The 17,032-nt window shown below is 34.6% G+C and carries 9 protein-coding genes; 5 read left to right on the forward strand and 4 right to left on the reverse strand.

Annotated elements, in window-relative coordinates; genetic code table 11:
- Positions 1–277 precede the first annotated feature (277 nt).
- The 3 genes from IC221_RS10915 to IC221_RS10925 all read left to right on the forward strand — a co-directional run bounded on the left by IC221_RS10915 (position 278) and on the right by IC221_RS10925 (position 2,970).
- Positions 278–2,083 (forward strand): DEAD/DEAH box helicase, encoded by a 1,806-nt coding sequence (locus tag IC221_RS10915; protein ID WP_188169002.1) that lies wholly within the window; start codon positions 278–280, stop codon positions 2,081–2,083.
- A 98-nt stretch (positions 2,084–2,181) separates the two neighbouring features.
- Positions 2,182–2,571, forward strand: a complete 390-nt coding sequence (locus IC221_RS10920) for a GtrA family protein (protein WP_044201099.1) — start codon at positions 2,182–2,184, stop codon at positions 2,569–2,571.
- 9 nt (positions 2,572–2,580) lie between these two features.
- Positions 2,581–2,970: a hypothetical protein gene (locus IC221_RS10925; RefSeq protein ID WP_188169003.1), complete on the forward strand. Its 390-nt coding sequence runs from the start codon at positions 2,581–2,583 to the stop codon at positions 2,968–2,970.
- A gap of 31 nt (positions 2,971–3,001) precedes the next feature.
- Here the strand turns inward: IC221_RS10925 and IC221_RS10930 are convergent, their stop codons facing one another.
- On the reverse strand, positions 3,002–3,877 hold the full coding sequence (locus IC221_RS10930; RefSeq protein WP_188169004.1) for a DUF6624 domain-containing protein: 876 nt from the start codon (positions 3,875–3,877) through the stop codon (positions 3,002–3,004).
- 359 nt (positions 3,878–4,236) lie between these two features.
- On the opposite strand from IC221_RS10930, the gene IC221_RS10935 reads away from it, so the two are divergent.
- A complete protein-coding gene (locus IC221_RS10935; protein WP_188169005.1) occupies positions 4,237–7,302 on the forward strand; it encodes an InlB B-repeat-containing protein in 3,066 nt (1,021 codons plus the stop codon).
- Between the two features lie 501 nt (positions 7,303–7,803).
- On the opposite strand, the gene IC221_RS10940 is transcribed toward IC221_RS10935, so the two are convergent.
- From IC221_RS10940 to IC221_RS10950, 3 genes are read right to left on the reverse strand one after another with little or no spacing between them, the layout of a single operon-like run.
- Positions 7,804–9,747, reverse strand: coding sequence for a hypothetical protein (locus IC221_RS10940; protein ID WP_188169006.1), 1,944 nt, complete (start codon positions 9,745–9,747; stop codon positions 7,804–7,806).
- A gap of 18 nt (positions 9,748–9,765) precedes the next feature.
- A complete protein-coding gene (locus IC221_RS10945; RefSeq protein ID WP_188169007.1) occupies positions 9,766–11,409 on the reverse strand; it encodes a RagB/SusD family nutrient uptake outer membrane protein in 1,644 nt (547 codons plus the stop codon).
- A 26-nt stretch (positions 11,410–11,435) separates the two neighbouring features.
- Positions 11,436–14,606 carry a TonB-dependent receptor gene (locus tag IC221_RS10950; RefSeq protein WP_188169008.1) on the reverse strand — a complete coding sequence of 1,057 codons (3,171 nt, stop codon included), beginning with the start codon at positions 14,604–14,606 and terminating at the stop codon, positions 11,436–11,438.
- Positions 14,607–15,385: 779 nt separating this feature from the next.
- Between IC221_RS10950 and IC221_RS10955 the strand changes: the two genes are divergently transcribed.
- Entirely contained in the window at positions 15,386–16,951 is a 1,566-nt protein-coding gene (locus IC221_RS10955) for a sulfatase (protein WP_188169009.1), read from the forward strand.
- Positions 16,952–17,032: the final 81 nt, after the last annotated feature.

A 17,032-nucleotide genomic window follows, 5' to 3' on the forward strand; every position in this document is an offset into this window, starting at 1 on the left:
TTGAAGAAAGAGCTTGAAATAAGCTCTTTTTTTGTTAATGATGGAAAAAAAGTAAAAATAATTGCTCTCATTTATAAACGTTTGTGTCGTTAACTAGCAAAACAAAAAATAAATAGACTACCTTTGCGGTTCAATTAGGAAACTGTAGCGCTTTTGTCCGCATCATCATAACTGTTGGTTGTCCGCCGACAAAGAATAAGGATTATGAGAGAAGTAATATTCAATCTAGTACTTAAACTTATAGTAGTATGGAAGGAAGCGTCTTAAAAAACAAAAAATGACAAAATTTAGTGAATTAGGGCTTAAAGAAGAATTGCAAGAAGCAGTAGCAGAGCTCGGTTTTGAACAACCTACACCAATACAAGAAGAAGTAATCCCAACTTTATTAACAGAAGAACTTGATTTAGTAGGTTTAGCACAAACAGGAACGGGTAAAACTGCAGCATTCGGCCTTCCACTCCTACACCGTGTTGATGTCTCAAACAAAAAGGTACAAGGGTTAATTCTATGTCCAGTTCGTGAACTTGGACTTCAGATCGCAAAAGATCTTGAAAACTTCTCTACAAAGCTTAAAGGTTTAAAAATCGTTGCCGTTTACGGTGGTGCTCCAATTGACCAACAAATCCGTCAGTTGAACAAAGGTGCACATGTAATTGTGGCCACTCCAGGACGTATGCACGATTTAATCCGTAGAAACAAAGTAAACATCTCTGAAGTAGAGACAGTAGTACTTGACGAAGCGGATGAAATGTTGAAAATGGGTTTCAAAGATGAGCTTGATGCGATTCTTGAAGAAACTCCAGAAGACAAAAATGTATGGTTGTTCTCAGCAACTATGCCAAGAGAAGTAGCTCGTATTGCTTCAAACTACATGACAGATCCTAAAGAGGTAACTGTTGGTACTAAAAATACGGGTAACAAAAATGTAAAACACTACTGCTACACTGTAAGAGCTCAAGATAGATACGAAGCTTTAAAACGTGTAGTGGATTACAATCCAAATATTTACGGTATTGTTTTCTGTCGTACAAGACAAGAAACAAAAGACGTAGCAGAGCGTTTGATGCAAGATGGTTACAATGCAGACGCATTGCATGGTGATTTATCACAAGCACAACGTGATTATGTGATGGGTAAATTCCGTCAGCGTACTTTACAACTACTAGTAGCGACTGACGTTGCGGCTCGTGGTTTGGACGTAAACGATTTATCTCACGTAATCAACTACAACTTGCCAGACGATATCGAAACGTACAATCACCGTTCAGGTCGTACAGGTAGAGCTGGTAGAGATGGTACTTCAATTGCTATCATTCATATGCGTGAAAAGCACCGTTTGAGAGCGATCGAACGTGTATTGAAGCAATCATTCATCATGGATCCAATTCCTTCTGGTCCTCAAATTTGTGAGCGTCAACTATTCCATTTAGTAGACCGTATGCACAGTGTGGAGATGGTAGAAGAGGAAATTGAGGAGTACTTACCAAAAGTATATGAGAAATTAGAAGACTTAAGCCGTGAGGAGATTATCAATCGTTTCGTTGCTTTAGAATTCAACCGTTTCTTAGAGTACTACAGAGGTGCAAGAGACCTTAACGTTCATGATCGTAGAGATAATACGAACTCTCGTGAAAGAGGTGAAAACTTCAGACGTAATGCAGAGTCAGGTTTCACTCGTTTCTTTATCAACTTAGGTAAGCGTGACGAAGTATCTCCAAGGGACCTTATTGACTTGATCAACAAAGGTGTTCGTGGTGATCGTATCGATATCGGAAGAATCGACTTGAAACAAAACTTCTCATTCTTTGAGGTTGCTCAAGGTAGAGAGGATGATGTAATCAAAGGTATGGGTACTTTAGAATTCAATGGTAGAAAAATTGATGTTGAAGTATCTAACACTACTGGTGGTGGCGGTGGCCGTCGCGGTGGTGGTGGCCGTCGCGGTGGCGGCGGAGGAGATCGTCGTCGCTACAATGGTGGCGGAGGAGATCGCCGTAGAAATGGATACGGAGGTGGAGATCGTCGTAATAGCGGCGGTGGAAACAGACGTAGAAACAGCAATAGAGAAAGTCACAAAGATTAATTTTCTTTGAACAAAATAATAAAAGAAGGTCATTATTTTTCGAAATAAGACCTTCTTTTTACTTTTACTCAAATTAATCATAGCGTATAACAAACAAAATGGATTGGGAAGCCTTATTCTATAAGTTTCTGAAGTTTGGTGTAGTTGGTTTTTCTGGCTTATTTGTTGATTTTGGAACTACTTACCTTGTAAAAGAAAAGCTAAAGGGACATAAATATTTGGCCAATAGCCTTGGTTTTATATTAGCGGCAACAAGTAATTATATACTGAATAGAAACTGGACTTTTGAAAGTCAAGATGCCAATATTGGGCTTCAATACATGAAGTTTTTTGGTGTTTCCATAATTGGTCTTCTCTTTAGTAATGCCATTATTTGGTTGTTACACGAGCGTTTTAAAATGAATTTTTACATTGCTAAAGTTTTAGCAGTAGGAGTAGTAATGTTATGGAATTTCTTTGCTAACTTAATGTTCACATTCGTTGAATAGCAGTTAGTTATGTTACAAGATAAAAGAGATTTTTTACAGAGGATGATCCGTAGCTTGGAGAAAATTATGCTCCGATTTACAGGAATAGACCTTGAGCTTCATTTTGAAGAAATGGCATTGACCATAGACAAATACTTAGTAGAGGTACTAAAAGTCAATGAGTCTGATTCAGAAGAAGAGATAACATTAAAAATGATGGACCTTTCTTCTAAAACAGACTTCAAGGAATTAGAACTTTTAAATGATGTTTTAATTTATAAAGGAAAGCTAACCCAAGACAAAAAATACTTCAATGCTGCTTACAAAATACTATCAGAGATAGAACAAAAAGACCTTATTACTTTTTCATTTATAAGACAACAGAAGCTAGCAGAGCTTGAGACTTTGCTGAAAAAATAAGTCAACCTTCCTTAGAGCAGATTTTAATTACTTATTCTTCACTCTCAAATTGCCCCATGTAATCTTCAATAGGTTCCAAACCTACTTGTGCTCTTCTGTGATTTACATTGGCAGGGTCTTGAAGAGAATAGATTTCCATCTCACCTGTTTTTGAATTAAAAACAATTTGAGAACCGTACTTTTGTGGTTTTCCACTATCAAGGAATATCATATCTTCCATCATGGCAAGCTTATAAGGTTGCAAATCACCCCTTTCGGTTGCATCTTCAAACAGATGGAAATATTTAGAGCGGTAATGAGGTCCGGCGTGCTGAATGATAATCCAAACCGTATTTATACCATTATTTCCGACTTCTTCCACAGTAGGCATTCCGCATATTTCTAAAATACTTACCACTTTGGTGAGATTTTCTAATTCGATATTTTCATTCACCATTCCACTTGATCTATTTTCCTGATCCATAAAGCGAATGTGTGCTAACATCTTATCAATTTTATCACAATCAATATCTACTAACTCAACATCTGTACGTTTTCTTTCTTTAATAGCGGCGATTAATCGTCTTTGAAACAAAGTGTCTTCATGGGTAGGTTTTCTTAGTATCACAACCTTAATTTCATGGTTGGATGATGCATAATAATCATATCCCCATTCTAACGGGTCGGTCTTTTTTATTTTATCAAGAGAAATAACTTCACCACTTTTATACCTGTAGATCGGTGGTTTAGTTTCTTTGTCAAAATTATTAAGAGTGATTTCTATAACGTCTTCTTGATCTAATTTAACGAGTTTCTTTATTCCGTGAGGGTCACTTAAATTACAGGATGTAAAGAATAAAAAGAGCGATAATAATAATGTTGTTGTTTTGTTTTTGAGCATGGTATTAGGTTCTTGAGTTTTATACATAGTGATTACTCCCTTTAGCATAAAAAAGATTCCTGAATAATAAAAAAGCTTTAAATTTTCGTGATAAAATCCAATAATAACTTAGTGATGTGCGATTTACGAGGTAGAAGGGTAGGTGCTTTGATAGAAGAAAAGGGGTAGAAATAAGCATTAAAAAAAAGCAAAGGTTATTGTGATTGCCTATTCAATTTATTTAAGTCATTTAAAAACAAATTCGTGAACATTTTTTACCCTCATCTTGCACTATTTTTTGTCATAAATGGCTAAAATCAATCCCTTTCCAAAATCTTAAAAATCAGAAATTGTACACCTAATAACATAGATTTATTCTATTGGCTTTTTTAACTAACATAGAAAGTATGAAACAAAATTATGAGTTACTTATTTGGTTGGGACTCTTTTATTTCCTTCCATTTTCTCTCTTATCACAAGATGTTCCACAAGATATCCTTGATATCAACCCTAATGTATTACCAGAAAGTACATATCCTTATTGGCCATCTTATAATTATCTTGAGTTTTCTGATGTACAAAATATTGAAGCTCAATTATGGAACGCTTCTCCACATACAGTCGACGGTTGGGATTGGTCACTGCCTAATGATGTTATACCAGCATCAAATAGTTTAATTGCTCTCCAACGAAATATCTATTTTAAGGATGATGGGTCATTTAAAGACTTCGATGCTCCGAAATTACAATTTGAAGGAAATCCAGTAGGGCTTCTTTGGGTAAAATGGAGAGATTTAGAAAAGGTGGAAGGGCAGATTGACTTTTCTACAGTCATAGGGAGTATTCAACAAGCCAATAGTCAAGGAGTAGATATTGTATTGAGGATTCTAGCACATTCAAAAGAAAGAGGAAACGGTGTGGATGGAGAAGCTCCACTTTGGTTGGAGGATTTGGGAGCAAGTTTATTACCAAGAGATAAGACAAGCGACAACCTGAATTTCGATCCATCAGACCCTATATTTCATGCACAATATTTAGAGTTAGTAAATGCGCTAGCAGAAAGTGGTATTCCTCAAATGGTAAAAGCAGCCTATGTAGGGTATGCATCTCATTCTTTTGGAGATGAAGGAATAGGTCCTCACGGTGAGAAAGAATGGGAAAAAAATGATGCGGAAACACATGTTAGAGAGAGACTAGATGCATGGCAGAATGCATTTGATGGTATTGAACATAAAGTATTTATGGGAGGTACGAGTCATTATGGGTTTGATTATGGTTTTGGTGTAAGGAGAGGTTTTGTAGAAATGTACCTTTACAATATACCCAATCATGATTTGGGACAATCTATTGACGAAGATGGATATTTAATACTTGATGAATCGTCACCAATTGTTAGTCATGGGGGCTTTCATGGTGAGGTCAATGAAGAATATGAACCAGCTTGGGCGACACCGGAAAGAGGTTACAGATTTGGGGCAACGACCAACTCATTTACCTATCGTTATTTTATAAGTAATTTAAGAGCATTGCAGATGAGGTGTAGTTATATACATACAACTGGTCACCTTATGCCACAAATGCTTCCCTTTATAGCACAAGAATTGGGGAGGACAGTAGAAGATACACCTGATGTGTGGACTTACCTTGGTACATCTTACATGGACCATAAAACATATAAAAATAACGATACAGCAAGCCCCAAAAGATCCTTTACAAAAACAGAAAAAAATGAAGGAATTGAGATGAAAAACTTCGAAAGGTGGTTGTATCAAAGGGATGCAGAAGGGTATACTACTACTCCTGATGTTCAAATTCAACAATCCATTAAAATGTGGATGGTATTTGAGGATAAATATTATGATTACATTGCTAGAAAAGGAGCTAAAATAGGTTTTGATATTGATGATAGATGGTTAAAAGAAAATCGTTTGGCCATTAAAGTAACTTATTTTGATGAAGGGGAAGGAAATTTGGTGTTGAAATCGAATGCAGGTGAGCAAAAGTATCAAGTAGCATTGACAGGTGATGGAGAATTGAAAACAACCACATTTATAGTTTCAAAGATGCAGGCCAATAGTATGGATCATAATTTTGATTTTACGTTAGAAGCTGATCAAGAGGGCAATGAATTAGTAGTATCAATGGTTAGAGCTATAAAACTCAATGATTACTTATTTGAAGATGGGGAAATCAAAGAATATTATGGTCCTGTTGGAGCTATAGAAATACCCTCTACAATTAATAATATGACAGTGACATCAATAGGCGTGGGAGCATTCCGAAATTCTGGTCTAACAAGTGTTACATTGCCTAGTACATTACAAGAAATTAAAGAAGAAGCTTTTTATGGAAATGATTTAGATGCAGTAGAGTTACCCAATAATTTATTATTGATTGGTCAGAATGCATTTTTAGAAAATAATTTCACTTCCATTACACTTCCTTCAACGATTTTAGATGGCGAACCCACTGATGTATGGTATGGTAGTAATGGAACTCTATATGCAAGAAATACGAGTAATTTAGAGACCTCATACGAAGCTGTTCCAAAAGCAGAAAATACGGTGTTGATAAGTGTAGAATTTGAAAATGGAAGTGGTAGTTTACTCGTTGAAGGCCCGTTTGAGTCAACATACCCATTATTGGGTGTGGTAAGTTTTTATGTGGAAGAAGGAAGTTTAGTTACTTTAACTCCTCAATTGGATAATCTACCGGAAGGTTTTTATGCCCCAGCATTTGTAATTGAAAATGTTACCGAGGATTATTTAAAAGTATTCGACTTTGATACTTATTTGCAAGAGTCTGTACAAACTTTTAGTATAAGTTATTATACAGATGGAGGCGAGCATACAAATGTAACTCAGTATAATTCCAACTCAGAAACTATTGTATTAACAGATGCTTCAAAAGAAGGGTTCCATTTTGAGGGGTGGTTTAATGATTCCGATTTTGAAGAACAAATCTTAGAAATTACTACGGGTACTACAGGTGATTTAACTTTATATGCGAAGTTTTCCATTGCAGAGTATTCTATTAATTACAATGATGGAGGTACTCATGAAAACCCTCTTAATTATACTATTCTTTCTGAAATTAACCTTCTAGACCCTCAAAAAGACAATTATAAATTTATGGGATGGTTTATGGATGAAGAATTCACTCAGCCAATTTCTTCAATAGAAAAAGGAAATATTGGTGATTTGACTCTTTATGCTAAATGGAAATTAAGTGAAATCACTTCAATCGACCCTTTATTAGAGTCAATTACCCTTTATCCAAACCCTGCAAACGAATATCTTAGAATAAACCAAGAAGTTGATCAACTTACGATTTACACCATCAACGGTATTCAAGTAAAACATTTTGGACAATCTCAGTCCCATTATAAATTAAGTGATTTACCTCCAGGAGTTTATCATGTAGTGCTGTTGATTGATGATCAGAAACTTACCAAGAAGTTAATCATTAAATAATTAGTAACAATAGAATATCAAGTACTAAGCTGAAAACTATTTTTCTAGTACTGATATAATTCAATTTGTTTTAGGGCATCTCTTCTTTTTAGGGGTGCCTTTTTTTCATTAAAGGTAGAGTTATTCTAACATTGTGAAATTACACCAAAAACATTCCAAAGGAATATAATCTAGGAGAAGTGATAGTTGTCTTTTTTTGTCTAAAGACTAATCATCCATATCATTGAAGTATAACTTTTAACATGATCAAGAGCTTTGATAAGTACTAATAATTGATTTTTTAAAATGCTTTTGATTCTTGAATAATAAGTTTAAAATAATTCTGTAAACTGTCATTGTTTAAACCTAGGGTAACTAATGAAATAATCTAATCAAGATATGAGCTATGATTACGGTTAAATCAATTTTCAACATGCATTTACTTTATTTATAAAAAAATCCCTCAAATCATAAAGACCTGAGGGATTAAGCTATATAAACACTCTATTTATTGTTGATTACTTATTCATATTCTACATCAAAAGTTTTAGCAACTTTTACATAGTAATTGTCAAGTCCCCAAGCTAGGCTGACGCCTGAAGCTTTTTCAGTAACTTCTATCATACTCATTACATTTAGAGTTTGATTAGCTACAAGGTCGTCACCTTCAATGGTTAATTCTATTAGGTTTCTTTCGTCTAAATCATTAGCATTTCCAGGCCAATTAGCACTAGAACTCCAAGTCAAACCGTTAATAGTAGTCCAATCAGATTCATTGTAAACTGTGGCAGGATCATTATTATATCCAAACATTACATATCTATCAAAAACAGGCGTTTGGTTATTGTATTGTTCCGTAAAACTTACTTCAACGCGTCTCCAGTCTGCTTCAACATCAATGTTTTTTATTAACCCCGATCTACCTCTATCTACAGAAGATGACCATTCGAAGACATTACTCATAGCAGACTTTGTGACAGTTTCTCCAAAGTTTTCTCTCTTACCTGCTACCCACTCTAATTTTACTCCATTATTGGTTCTAACAAAATGATAGTCACCAAATTCTTGAGATCTGAAACCATACGCATTGTCAGAATCTATTTTGAATTTTTGTTGTGCGTCACTCGCAAATTCAAAATCTGTAAAGAAGTGATCTTCCCATGTAGTAGTTACCTCAATTTCAAAAACTTCAAAATCAATTGGATAAGTTTCTCCATCCAACATTATTTCAACCGTTACAATAATAGGGTAGTTACCATCAGGAATATTACTGTTTTCGACAACACTGATTTCTCCCGTAGTTGCATCAATAGAAATTCCTTCAAATGGAGTAGATTTTAATTTATAAACTGGATTCTCTGTAACAGGATCACTATTAATAGAAGCATTCATTGCCGTCCAAGGTGATAACTTAGCCTTTGTCAATTGATCCCCAACTTGACCATTACCTAAGTAAGTGATAACAGGTTTATCTGCGACTATCATTTTTAAAGCATCTTCTACTACCAATTCTCCAACAGGAGTTGTCAATGTTACATTGTAATAGGTTGTACCGTTTGGTACATTAAATCCATTTTTAGAAATTATACCAGTATTTTCATCAATGCTGATGTCACCTGTTTCATTACCTTTATTGTCAGTAATTGAATAAGTAATGTCAGCAAGATCAATTTCTTCTTCAGTACTTATAGTAGGTGAAGCAATCTCACCGATTGTCATGAAATCAACCTCAGTATCTTCATAAGTAAGATCAATTGCAATTGGATTTAAAGTAAAACTATAAACTTCAGATAAAGTCTTAGGACCACGGTCAGTTTCTACTTGAAGACTGATAGTATAATCACCAACAGGTGTTTCTAAACCTGTTTTGGAAAGTTGTCCTAACGTATCAATTGAAATACCCTCAATCGCAGGAGAGTATGTGATTTCTGTAATAGTATAACCTTCTAGGTCATTGAATTTTGGAGTTGCAAATAAACCTTCTTTCGTAAAAGCTATTTCAGAAGGAGCTTCAGAATAATCAAAAGTAAATGGTAATTCCATTATTTGAACTGTACAAGCACTATCTTGATAAACAGAACCACCTTTGTAATCCATTCTTATTTTCATCACATAGTTTCCATATGCTTGTTTTCCTAGATCAACATTTGCAGTAGAAGTTAGAATAATTTCACCAGTAGCTCTGTCGACTTGAATTAAGTTTTGGAACTGTTCCTGATCAAAATCTTCTACATCTGAAGAAACTGAATCTAAAAAGAAGTTTACATACGAAGTACCATCCCAAGTAGGATTGGGTACAAAAATCGTATCCACATACCCTATATCTACATTTTCATACTTTAAGTTATAAGGTGTTTGTGCATTGATATTTTTTAGATGATCCGGAGTTTCAAGTTCTTTTTGACAGCTCAGAAAATTTACAGTCAAAAAGAAAAGAAAACCTATATATATAAATCTATTTTTCATACTTGTGTCAATTTAATATTAGTATCCAGGGTTTTGATCAGCACCACTGATAAGGTAATTGGAATTAATTTCATCGTTAGGAATAGGCAAATACATTACTTTTGTATTATCAGGGTAAGTAACGTCTATTGATGGAACACCTAAAGGACCTTGTACAAAGTCATTATGTCTGTCAATCACATTTGTTTTAAAGAAGTTGTAACCTCTTTTTCTTGCATCAAACCAATCAGTTCCTTCACCTACAAGCTCTAATCTTCTTTGCCAGAAAAGTTTTAAGTCAAATTCATCTTGTCCCATTGGAGCCCAATCTTTAGGAAATTCGGTAGCTGTTTCACCCGAGTTTCTAGCTCTTCCTAATACTTCATTGACATATGAAGTAGCCTCACCAGACAACCCTTTTTTGTTAGCAATACCTCCCATCATCAAGAGGTAATCTGCATATCTGAAAACCACCCAGTTCTTATTTGCTGTAACTGTCGTAGCAGTTCTATCTCTTTGCATGAGCTTATGTAAAGGTACAAACCCGGTAGCCAAATTAGTTCTAGATACTACACCTCCTACCTTTCTTTCAGGATAGTGAAGTGTTTCCCAACCATTTTGTCCAATACTACCATCGTCAAGTATTTTATAACCAACATATCTGTTCATAAATGTTTCACCGATACGAGGATCTTCAGGAGATTCTTCTACCATTTTGTCATACAACTCAGGGTTTGCATACAATCTTCCAAAATTGTTAACTCCCATTGTATATGATTTAGGTGTGTAAGTTCTATAAAAAGAAGTCTGAGTAGCAGATGTAATACTGAATTGTATTTCAAAAATAGATTCAGAAGTATTATTACCCGTCTGTAGTTCCCATAGATCTCCATAACGAGGTACTAAGCTATATTTTTGATGTACTTTTATACCTTCTTCATAAGCCTTATCCCAGAATACAGAACTTCCTTGATCAGTATATCCTTCCACTTGTAGCCATTCGTCATTGCTTTCTGCAGCATAGGCAATCGTACTGTATACTTTTGCTAATAAGAAGTTGGCTGCATATTTCTTTGGAAGACCTAATTCTTGTTCTTCACCGGCCATTAATTCAGAAGCCATTTCTAAATCTGAGATGATAAGGTCTAACATTTCAGTTTTTGTCGCTCTGCCCTTGTAAACTTCTTCCATAGAAACAGGCAATGTTCTCAACGGAGCTCCACCCCAGTATTGGAAGATCCTGTAGTAATTAAGTGCTCTGATGAAATAAGCTTGGCCAACATAGTTTTTCGAAGCAGTGGGTACACCATCAGCTAACATATCACCACCATTTCTTTTTTCGATATTATAAATGATATCATTGGCACTATTGATCGTTTTGTAATAGTTCAACCAAGAATCATTGATAGGAATATCTGTAGCTACTGCATTTAAAGAGGCAATAGTGAAATTATAATCTTTTTTACCTGAATAGAAAAAGCCTGAATTCATCGTGACATCATGCTGTTGTGAGGCATACCCCTTAAAGTCCAACATGGTACCATACATTCCCAGTACAGCAGATTTTTGACTTTCTATAGTGCCATAGACTTCATCTTCGGTAAGTACAGGGAGAACCTCGTTGGAACATCCAAATCCAATACCCAAAAGTCCAATTATGATTAGTTTATATATTGATTTCATTTCGAATAGTTTTTATGTTGTTGGAATTAAAAAGTAAGATTGCAACCAACTAAGTAAGACCTCACGTTTGGATAGGCACCCCAGTCAACTCCTATCAATGAACCGTTATAAAGATCATTCGTTACTTCTGGGTCATAACCGCTGTAGTTTGTAAACGTAAACGGATTTGATGCTGTAAAGTAAAGGTTGATCTTTTCTAAAGTAGATGACTTGATTGGCAGGTCATAAGATAATGTGATATTGGCAAGCCTTAAGTAACTGCCATCTTCTATAAGTTGGTCAGTAACATAGTTATCCATTACATTTTCTTGGCCAAAAAGAATTCTTGGTTGAGTACCTTGAGGATTTTCTTCAGACCATGCATTATAATAGGCATCCTTGCTCATACTCCACTGAGTACCACCCCTTGTATAAGTGTAGAAAATTTTGTTAGCATTTAATACATCATTTCCTTGAACACCACTCCATAACATGCTTAATGAAAGTGCCTTGTAACGGAAAGTAGTTCTGAAGCTGTATATAAAATCAGGGTTAGGGTCACCGATAATTGTTTTATCTTCTGCAGTAATTTTGCCATCACCATTTTGATCAACAAATCTAAGGTCGCCTGCTTTATTTTCAGTTCCGAAGGTAGGCCCAGCTTTAGCTTCTTCATCAGATGTATAAATACCATCTGTTTTATAGCCGTAGAATAATCCAATAGGTTGTCCCTTGATGAAGATGTTGGCGGCATCCATTGTATTAGAAACATTATCACCTAAATAATATTGCTCTTGAATAAGTTGACCATCAATATAGATTCCAGATGTAGGTAAACCTAGATCTCCTAATTCAGTAACGTTTTTAGTAATTGAACCACCTACTGTTATTCCCCAATCTGTTCTATCAAGAATTACACCTTCAAGGTTTAATTCGATACCTCTATTATACATCTGACCTCTGTTTACATAGAAGAAATCAAAACCTGTAGAAGCAGGAGCAGCAATTCTTTGTAGCAGGTCTTGTGTATTTTTATGATAAACATCTAAAGTACCGTTAATTCTTGATTTGAGTAAACCAAAGTCAACGCCAATATTAAGTTGTTCTGTTGTTTCCCATGTTAAGGCTGCATTTGGAATATTAGAAGGAATCGTTCCTACAATAGAACCATTAGAAATACCACTATATAGGTTAGTATTATATCCTTGGAATGTATTGTATGGAGGAATACCCTGATTACCAGTTCTACCCCAACCAGCTCTCATTTTTAAATCTGAAACTACTTCCGATGATTTTAAGAATGTTTCTTCAGAGATAAACCAAGCTGCTGATGCTGATGGGAAGAAGCCCCATTGATGTCCTTCGGCAAACTTAGAAGATTTATCTGCTCTAAAGTTGGCTGTAAGTGTATACTTATTGTTGAAAGTATAATTAACCCTACCTAAATAAGAAAATACGTTTTCATTATAAGGTAAATAAGTATAAGGAGATAATACTACTTTACCCAATTGAGGAGATTCAGTTCTTCTTGATTTATTATCAAAATCAGAAATGACATAAGTGGTATTATTCTTATCAATATTGTCGAAAGTAACTACTGCTGTAGCATTGATTCTATGTTTTTTATTAAACCTCTTTCTGTAAGTTAATATACCATCAACATTGTAACTAGTTCTATCTTGTCCCATTTCACTGTAGAGACCGTTGTACTGATCACCTTGGAAAGTACCAGGGCCGTACCAGATTTTTCTTGATTGATCTCTATAATCTAATCCAGTTCTCAGTTGGAATTTCAATCCCTTTGAAATGTCGTAGTTTAGTTTTACAGAGGTGATGTTACGAAGTTGTTTGGTGATATCGTCGTTGTTCTCTAAGAATTGAATTGGAGTGTTCTGAATGCCTTCACCGTTATTATCATCATCTTGTATTCCTGCTCCTGTTAACGGGTTTTGAGCAACAGTTCTGTGGATCAAAGAGTTATTAGCACCTGTTTTATTTCCGGTTTGTGGAAACATTCCCTCCATAAAGAATAAGGTATTCTTAAAATCTAAAGAAAACTTTCTTGAAAGCTTTTGATTGAGATTGAATGTCATATCCCCACCTTGTTGATGTGCTCTCTGCACTAAGCCTTCTTTATTTTCATATCCTACTGAAAAGTAATACTTGCTCTTTTCTGTACCGCCGCTTATCGACATACCCGTATTGTATGTTACAGCATCACGGAAAACTTCATTTTGCCAGTTGTGTTGATCATATTTGGTACCAGTAGCAGCATCATACACTTCTCTGGTGTCATGGTCTAATTTATAAATGGGTTGCCATCCTTCTTGAATATTTCTTTCATTATAAAGCATCGCAAATTCATATCCGTCTAAAACATCAATGTTTTTAGCACTTTGACTAATTGATGTCTGTGCATATACATTTATTTTAGCATCACCCTTTTCACCTTTTTTAGTGGTGATTAATACCACACCATTAGCACCTCTTGAACCGTAGATTGCAGTTGCAGAAGCATCTTTTAATACTTCAATGTCTGCAATATCTCGTGGATTAATACCTGCTAGACCATTAATAGGAGCAGCAGATGCAGTTGCAGCGTTTGAACCATTTTCCATAGTTTCACCTGCACTACTTACAATTACTCCGTCTACAACATATAAAGGTTCATTGTTACCTCTTAAAGAGTTGACTCCTCTAATTTTTACTGAAACAGCTCCTCCTGGGTTACCACTGTTACCACTTACTTGTACACCTGATACTCTACCTTGTAGTAATTGGTCAACAGAATTAAACTGTCTTGAGATGTTTTCATCTTCTTTTACAGAACTGATAGCGCCTGTTAAATCTCTTTTGTTGACAGTACCATAACCGACAACTACAACTTCATTTAGTAATTGTTCTTCATTCTCTAGTATAAAGTTTTTTTCTGTTTCTCCATTAAAAACCCAATAGATGGTTTTCATACCTATATAACTCACCTTTAGTGTTTGCCCCATTTCAAGTCCAGAAATCATAAACTTACCGTCAAGGTCAGTAACAGTGCCTTTATCTGTTTTATCAATCGTAACTATTGCAGATGGCAAAGGTGCATCTGTGTCAGCATCTTTTATCACACCCTTTAGCACAAGATCTTGTCCGTAGACGGATTGTGAGAAATTGAATGATAATAAAATCATGCAGAATAAGAGCCAGTGATGTCTTTTTCGTAGTTTCATTTCATCTTAAAATAAATAAAAAAATAAGTTTACTGTTTCTACAAATGTACTTTTGACATTTAGGTCAGAGGGGCGGATTTTAGGTCAAAAACTGAAAAAGTAGTCTTTTTAGATATCAAAAAATGGTCATTATGTGATATAACCTCTTCAAAGAACATTTTCTTAACTATTAAAACCCTGAACTTTTTGTGTAGCTTATTTAATGGTCATATACTCGAATATCAACGGATTAGAATTATTATTTAGCGAAACTTATACAGTAAAGTTAATGCTTGTTTTAATAAACATTATTTGAAAATCAACCAAAATAAACACTTTTTGATATAATTAACACTATTGTAAAAAGAGTTGTACTTAAAGCTACTCTAGATGTAAGTTATATTGAAATATTCCATTCTATTTACAAGACCATTTATCTGTAATTGGTTGCAATGCTTAATGTTGTGTGCTTGTGTTTTTTTTAATAAATATGTTTAGACTTTTCCTAAAGCAACATTGAGATTTGATGGAAATAGCCATGAAGCTGTTACATAAATAAATGAATCAGGGTAATAATAGTTCTTTTGAGTTTGTATGTTGTTTATCAGTGTTTTATGTTATTGTTTTGAACTATTATTGTACTAAAAAGTAGGTGTTTTATACGAAAATGAAATGTACGATACCGTTGATTAGGAGATGTTTTTCATAAAAAAAGGAATAAAAGTGTTACGTCTTTTTTAAGATGGAAGGTAATATTTGTCAAAAGCGAAAAAAGTATGAAATCTTATTGATATTGAATTATGTCTACTACAAAGCGTTATAACATATTTTTTAAGTCTAATTTCATTCATTATCTAATTCTTACAGTACTTACGTTTAGTTGCAGTAGAATAAATAAACCATTAGAAAATAGACCTAATATTCTATTCTGTGTGGCAGATGATGCAGGTATGTTTATGAGTGCCTATGGATCAAAGTTTGTGAATACACCAGCTTTTGATAAAGTGGCTCAAAACGGATTATTGTTTATGAATGCTTATACTCCAACTCCTAAAAGTGGACCATCAAGGAGTATCATACTTACTGGTAGAAACACTTGGCAGTTGGAAGAAGGAGGAGGTCAGAGTATATTTTTTCCTGAAAAATTTACAACCTATGTGGAAACGTTGAATAAGCATGGTTATAATGTAGGTTTTACAGGAAGAGGATGGGAATCAGATGAAAATGAATTAAGGAATGAATCGTCGAGATTATTAACGGGGAGGTCATATAATAAATATAAGATGATCCCCCCAACTAAAATGATTTCATCTGATAATTATGCAAAGAACTTTGAGTATTTCTTAAGCCAGCAAGAAGATGGAAAGCCATGGGCATTTTGGTATGGATCAAAGGAACCTCAACGAGGGTATACTTTCAGGTCAGGTGTGGAGATAGGAGGGAAAAAGCTGTCGGATATTCCTTCAGAAGAAATTTATAAATTCTGGCCTGATAATGATACCGTAAGACATGATTTGTTAGATTATGCTCTTGAAGTAGAATACAGTGACTATCATCTAGGCTTAATGCTGGAAAGCCTGGAGAAAAATAATCAGTTAGACAATACAATTGTTATTGTAACATCGGATAACGGAATGCCATTCCCAAGGGTACAAGGAATGGGCTATGAAAGAAGCACTCATTTACCTTTGGCGGTGATGTGGGGAAAAGGAATTACCAACCCTGGAAGAGTCATTAATGATTATGTGTCTTTTGCTGATTTTGCTCCAACTTTTTTAGAAGTAGCAGGTATTGACCCCTCAAAAACCGATATGAAAAAAATGACTGGAAAGTCACTGACAGATCTCTTATACTCTACAAAAGAAGGGTTTGTCAATGAAAAAAGAAATTTTGTTTTACTCGGTAAAGAAAGAAATAACTTTCATAAAGTGATACCAAATGATCATCCTGTCAGAGGAATTATTATGGATGGGTATTTATACCTTCACAATTACTCTGAAAGTTTTGATGAAAGTAATATCAATGCTGTGGATTTATCTGGTGATATGAGTCCAACACAATCTTGGATATTGAAAGCGAAAAATGAAAATGATAAATATTGGAAGATGACTTTTGGGAAAAATACGAGGTATGAATTGTATGATATAAAAAATGATCCGGATTGTATCAACAACCTTATATCTCTACCGCTTTACAAAAATCGTGTGGCTGAAATGTCTTCCTTTATGAATGAAAAACTGATAGAACAAAACGATCCAAGGATGTTTGGAAATGAGGAAGTATTTGAAAGGTTGCCTTTTTCAAGTCTTTATATCCAAAATCCCTTTTTTTTAGATTCTAATGTAATTGAAATGTCAATCTTTTAATTTTTTAATGAAGGATACTTCACCTAAAGTGAATGTTCAAAACTTTTAAGTGTTAAATTTGAATTTTTAAATTATCACTAT

The organism is Flammeovirga sp. EKP202, assembly GCF_014534745.1.
GTDB lineage: Bacteria > Bacteroidota > Bacteroidia > Cytophagales > Flammeovirgaceae > Flammeovirga.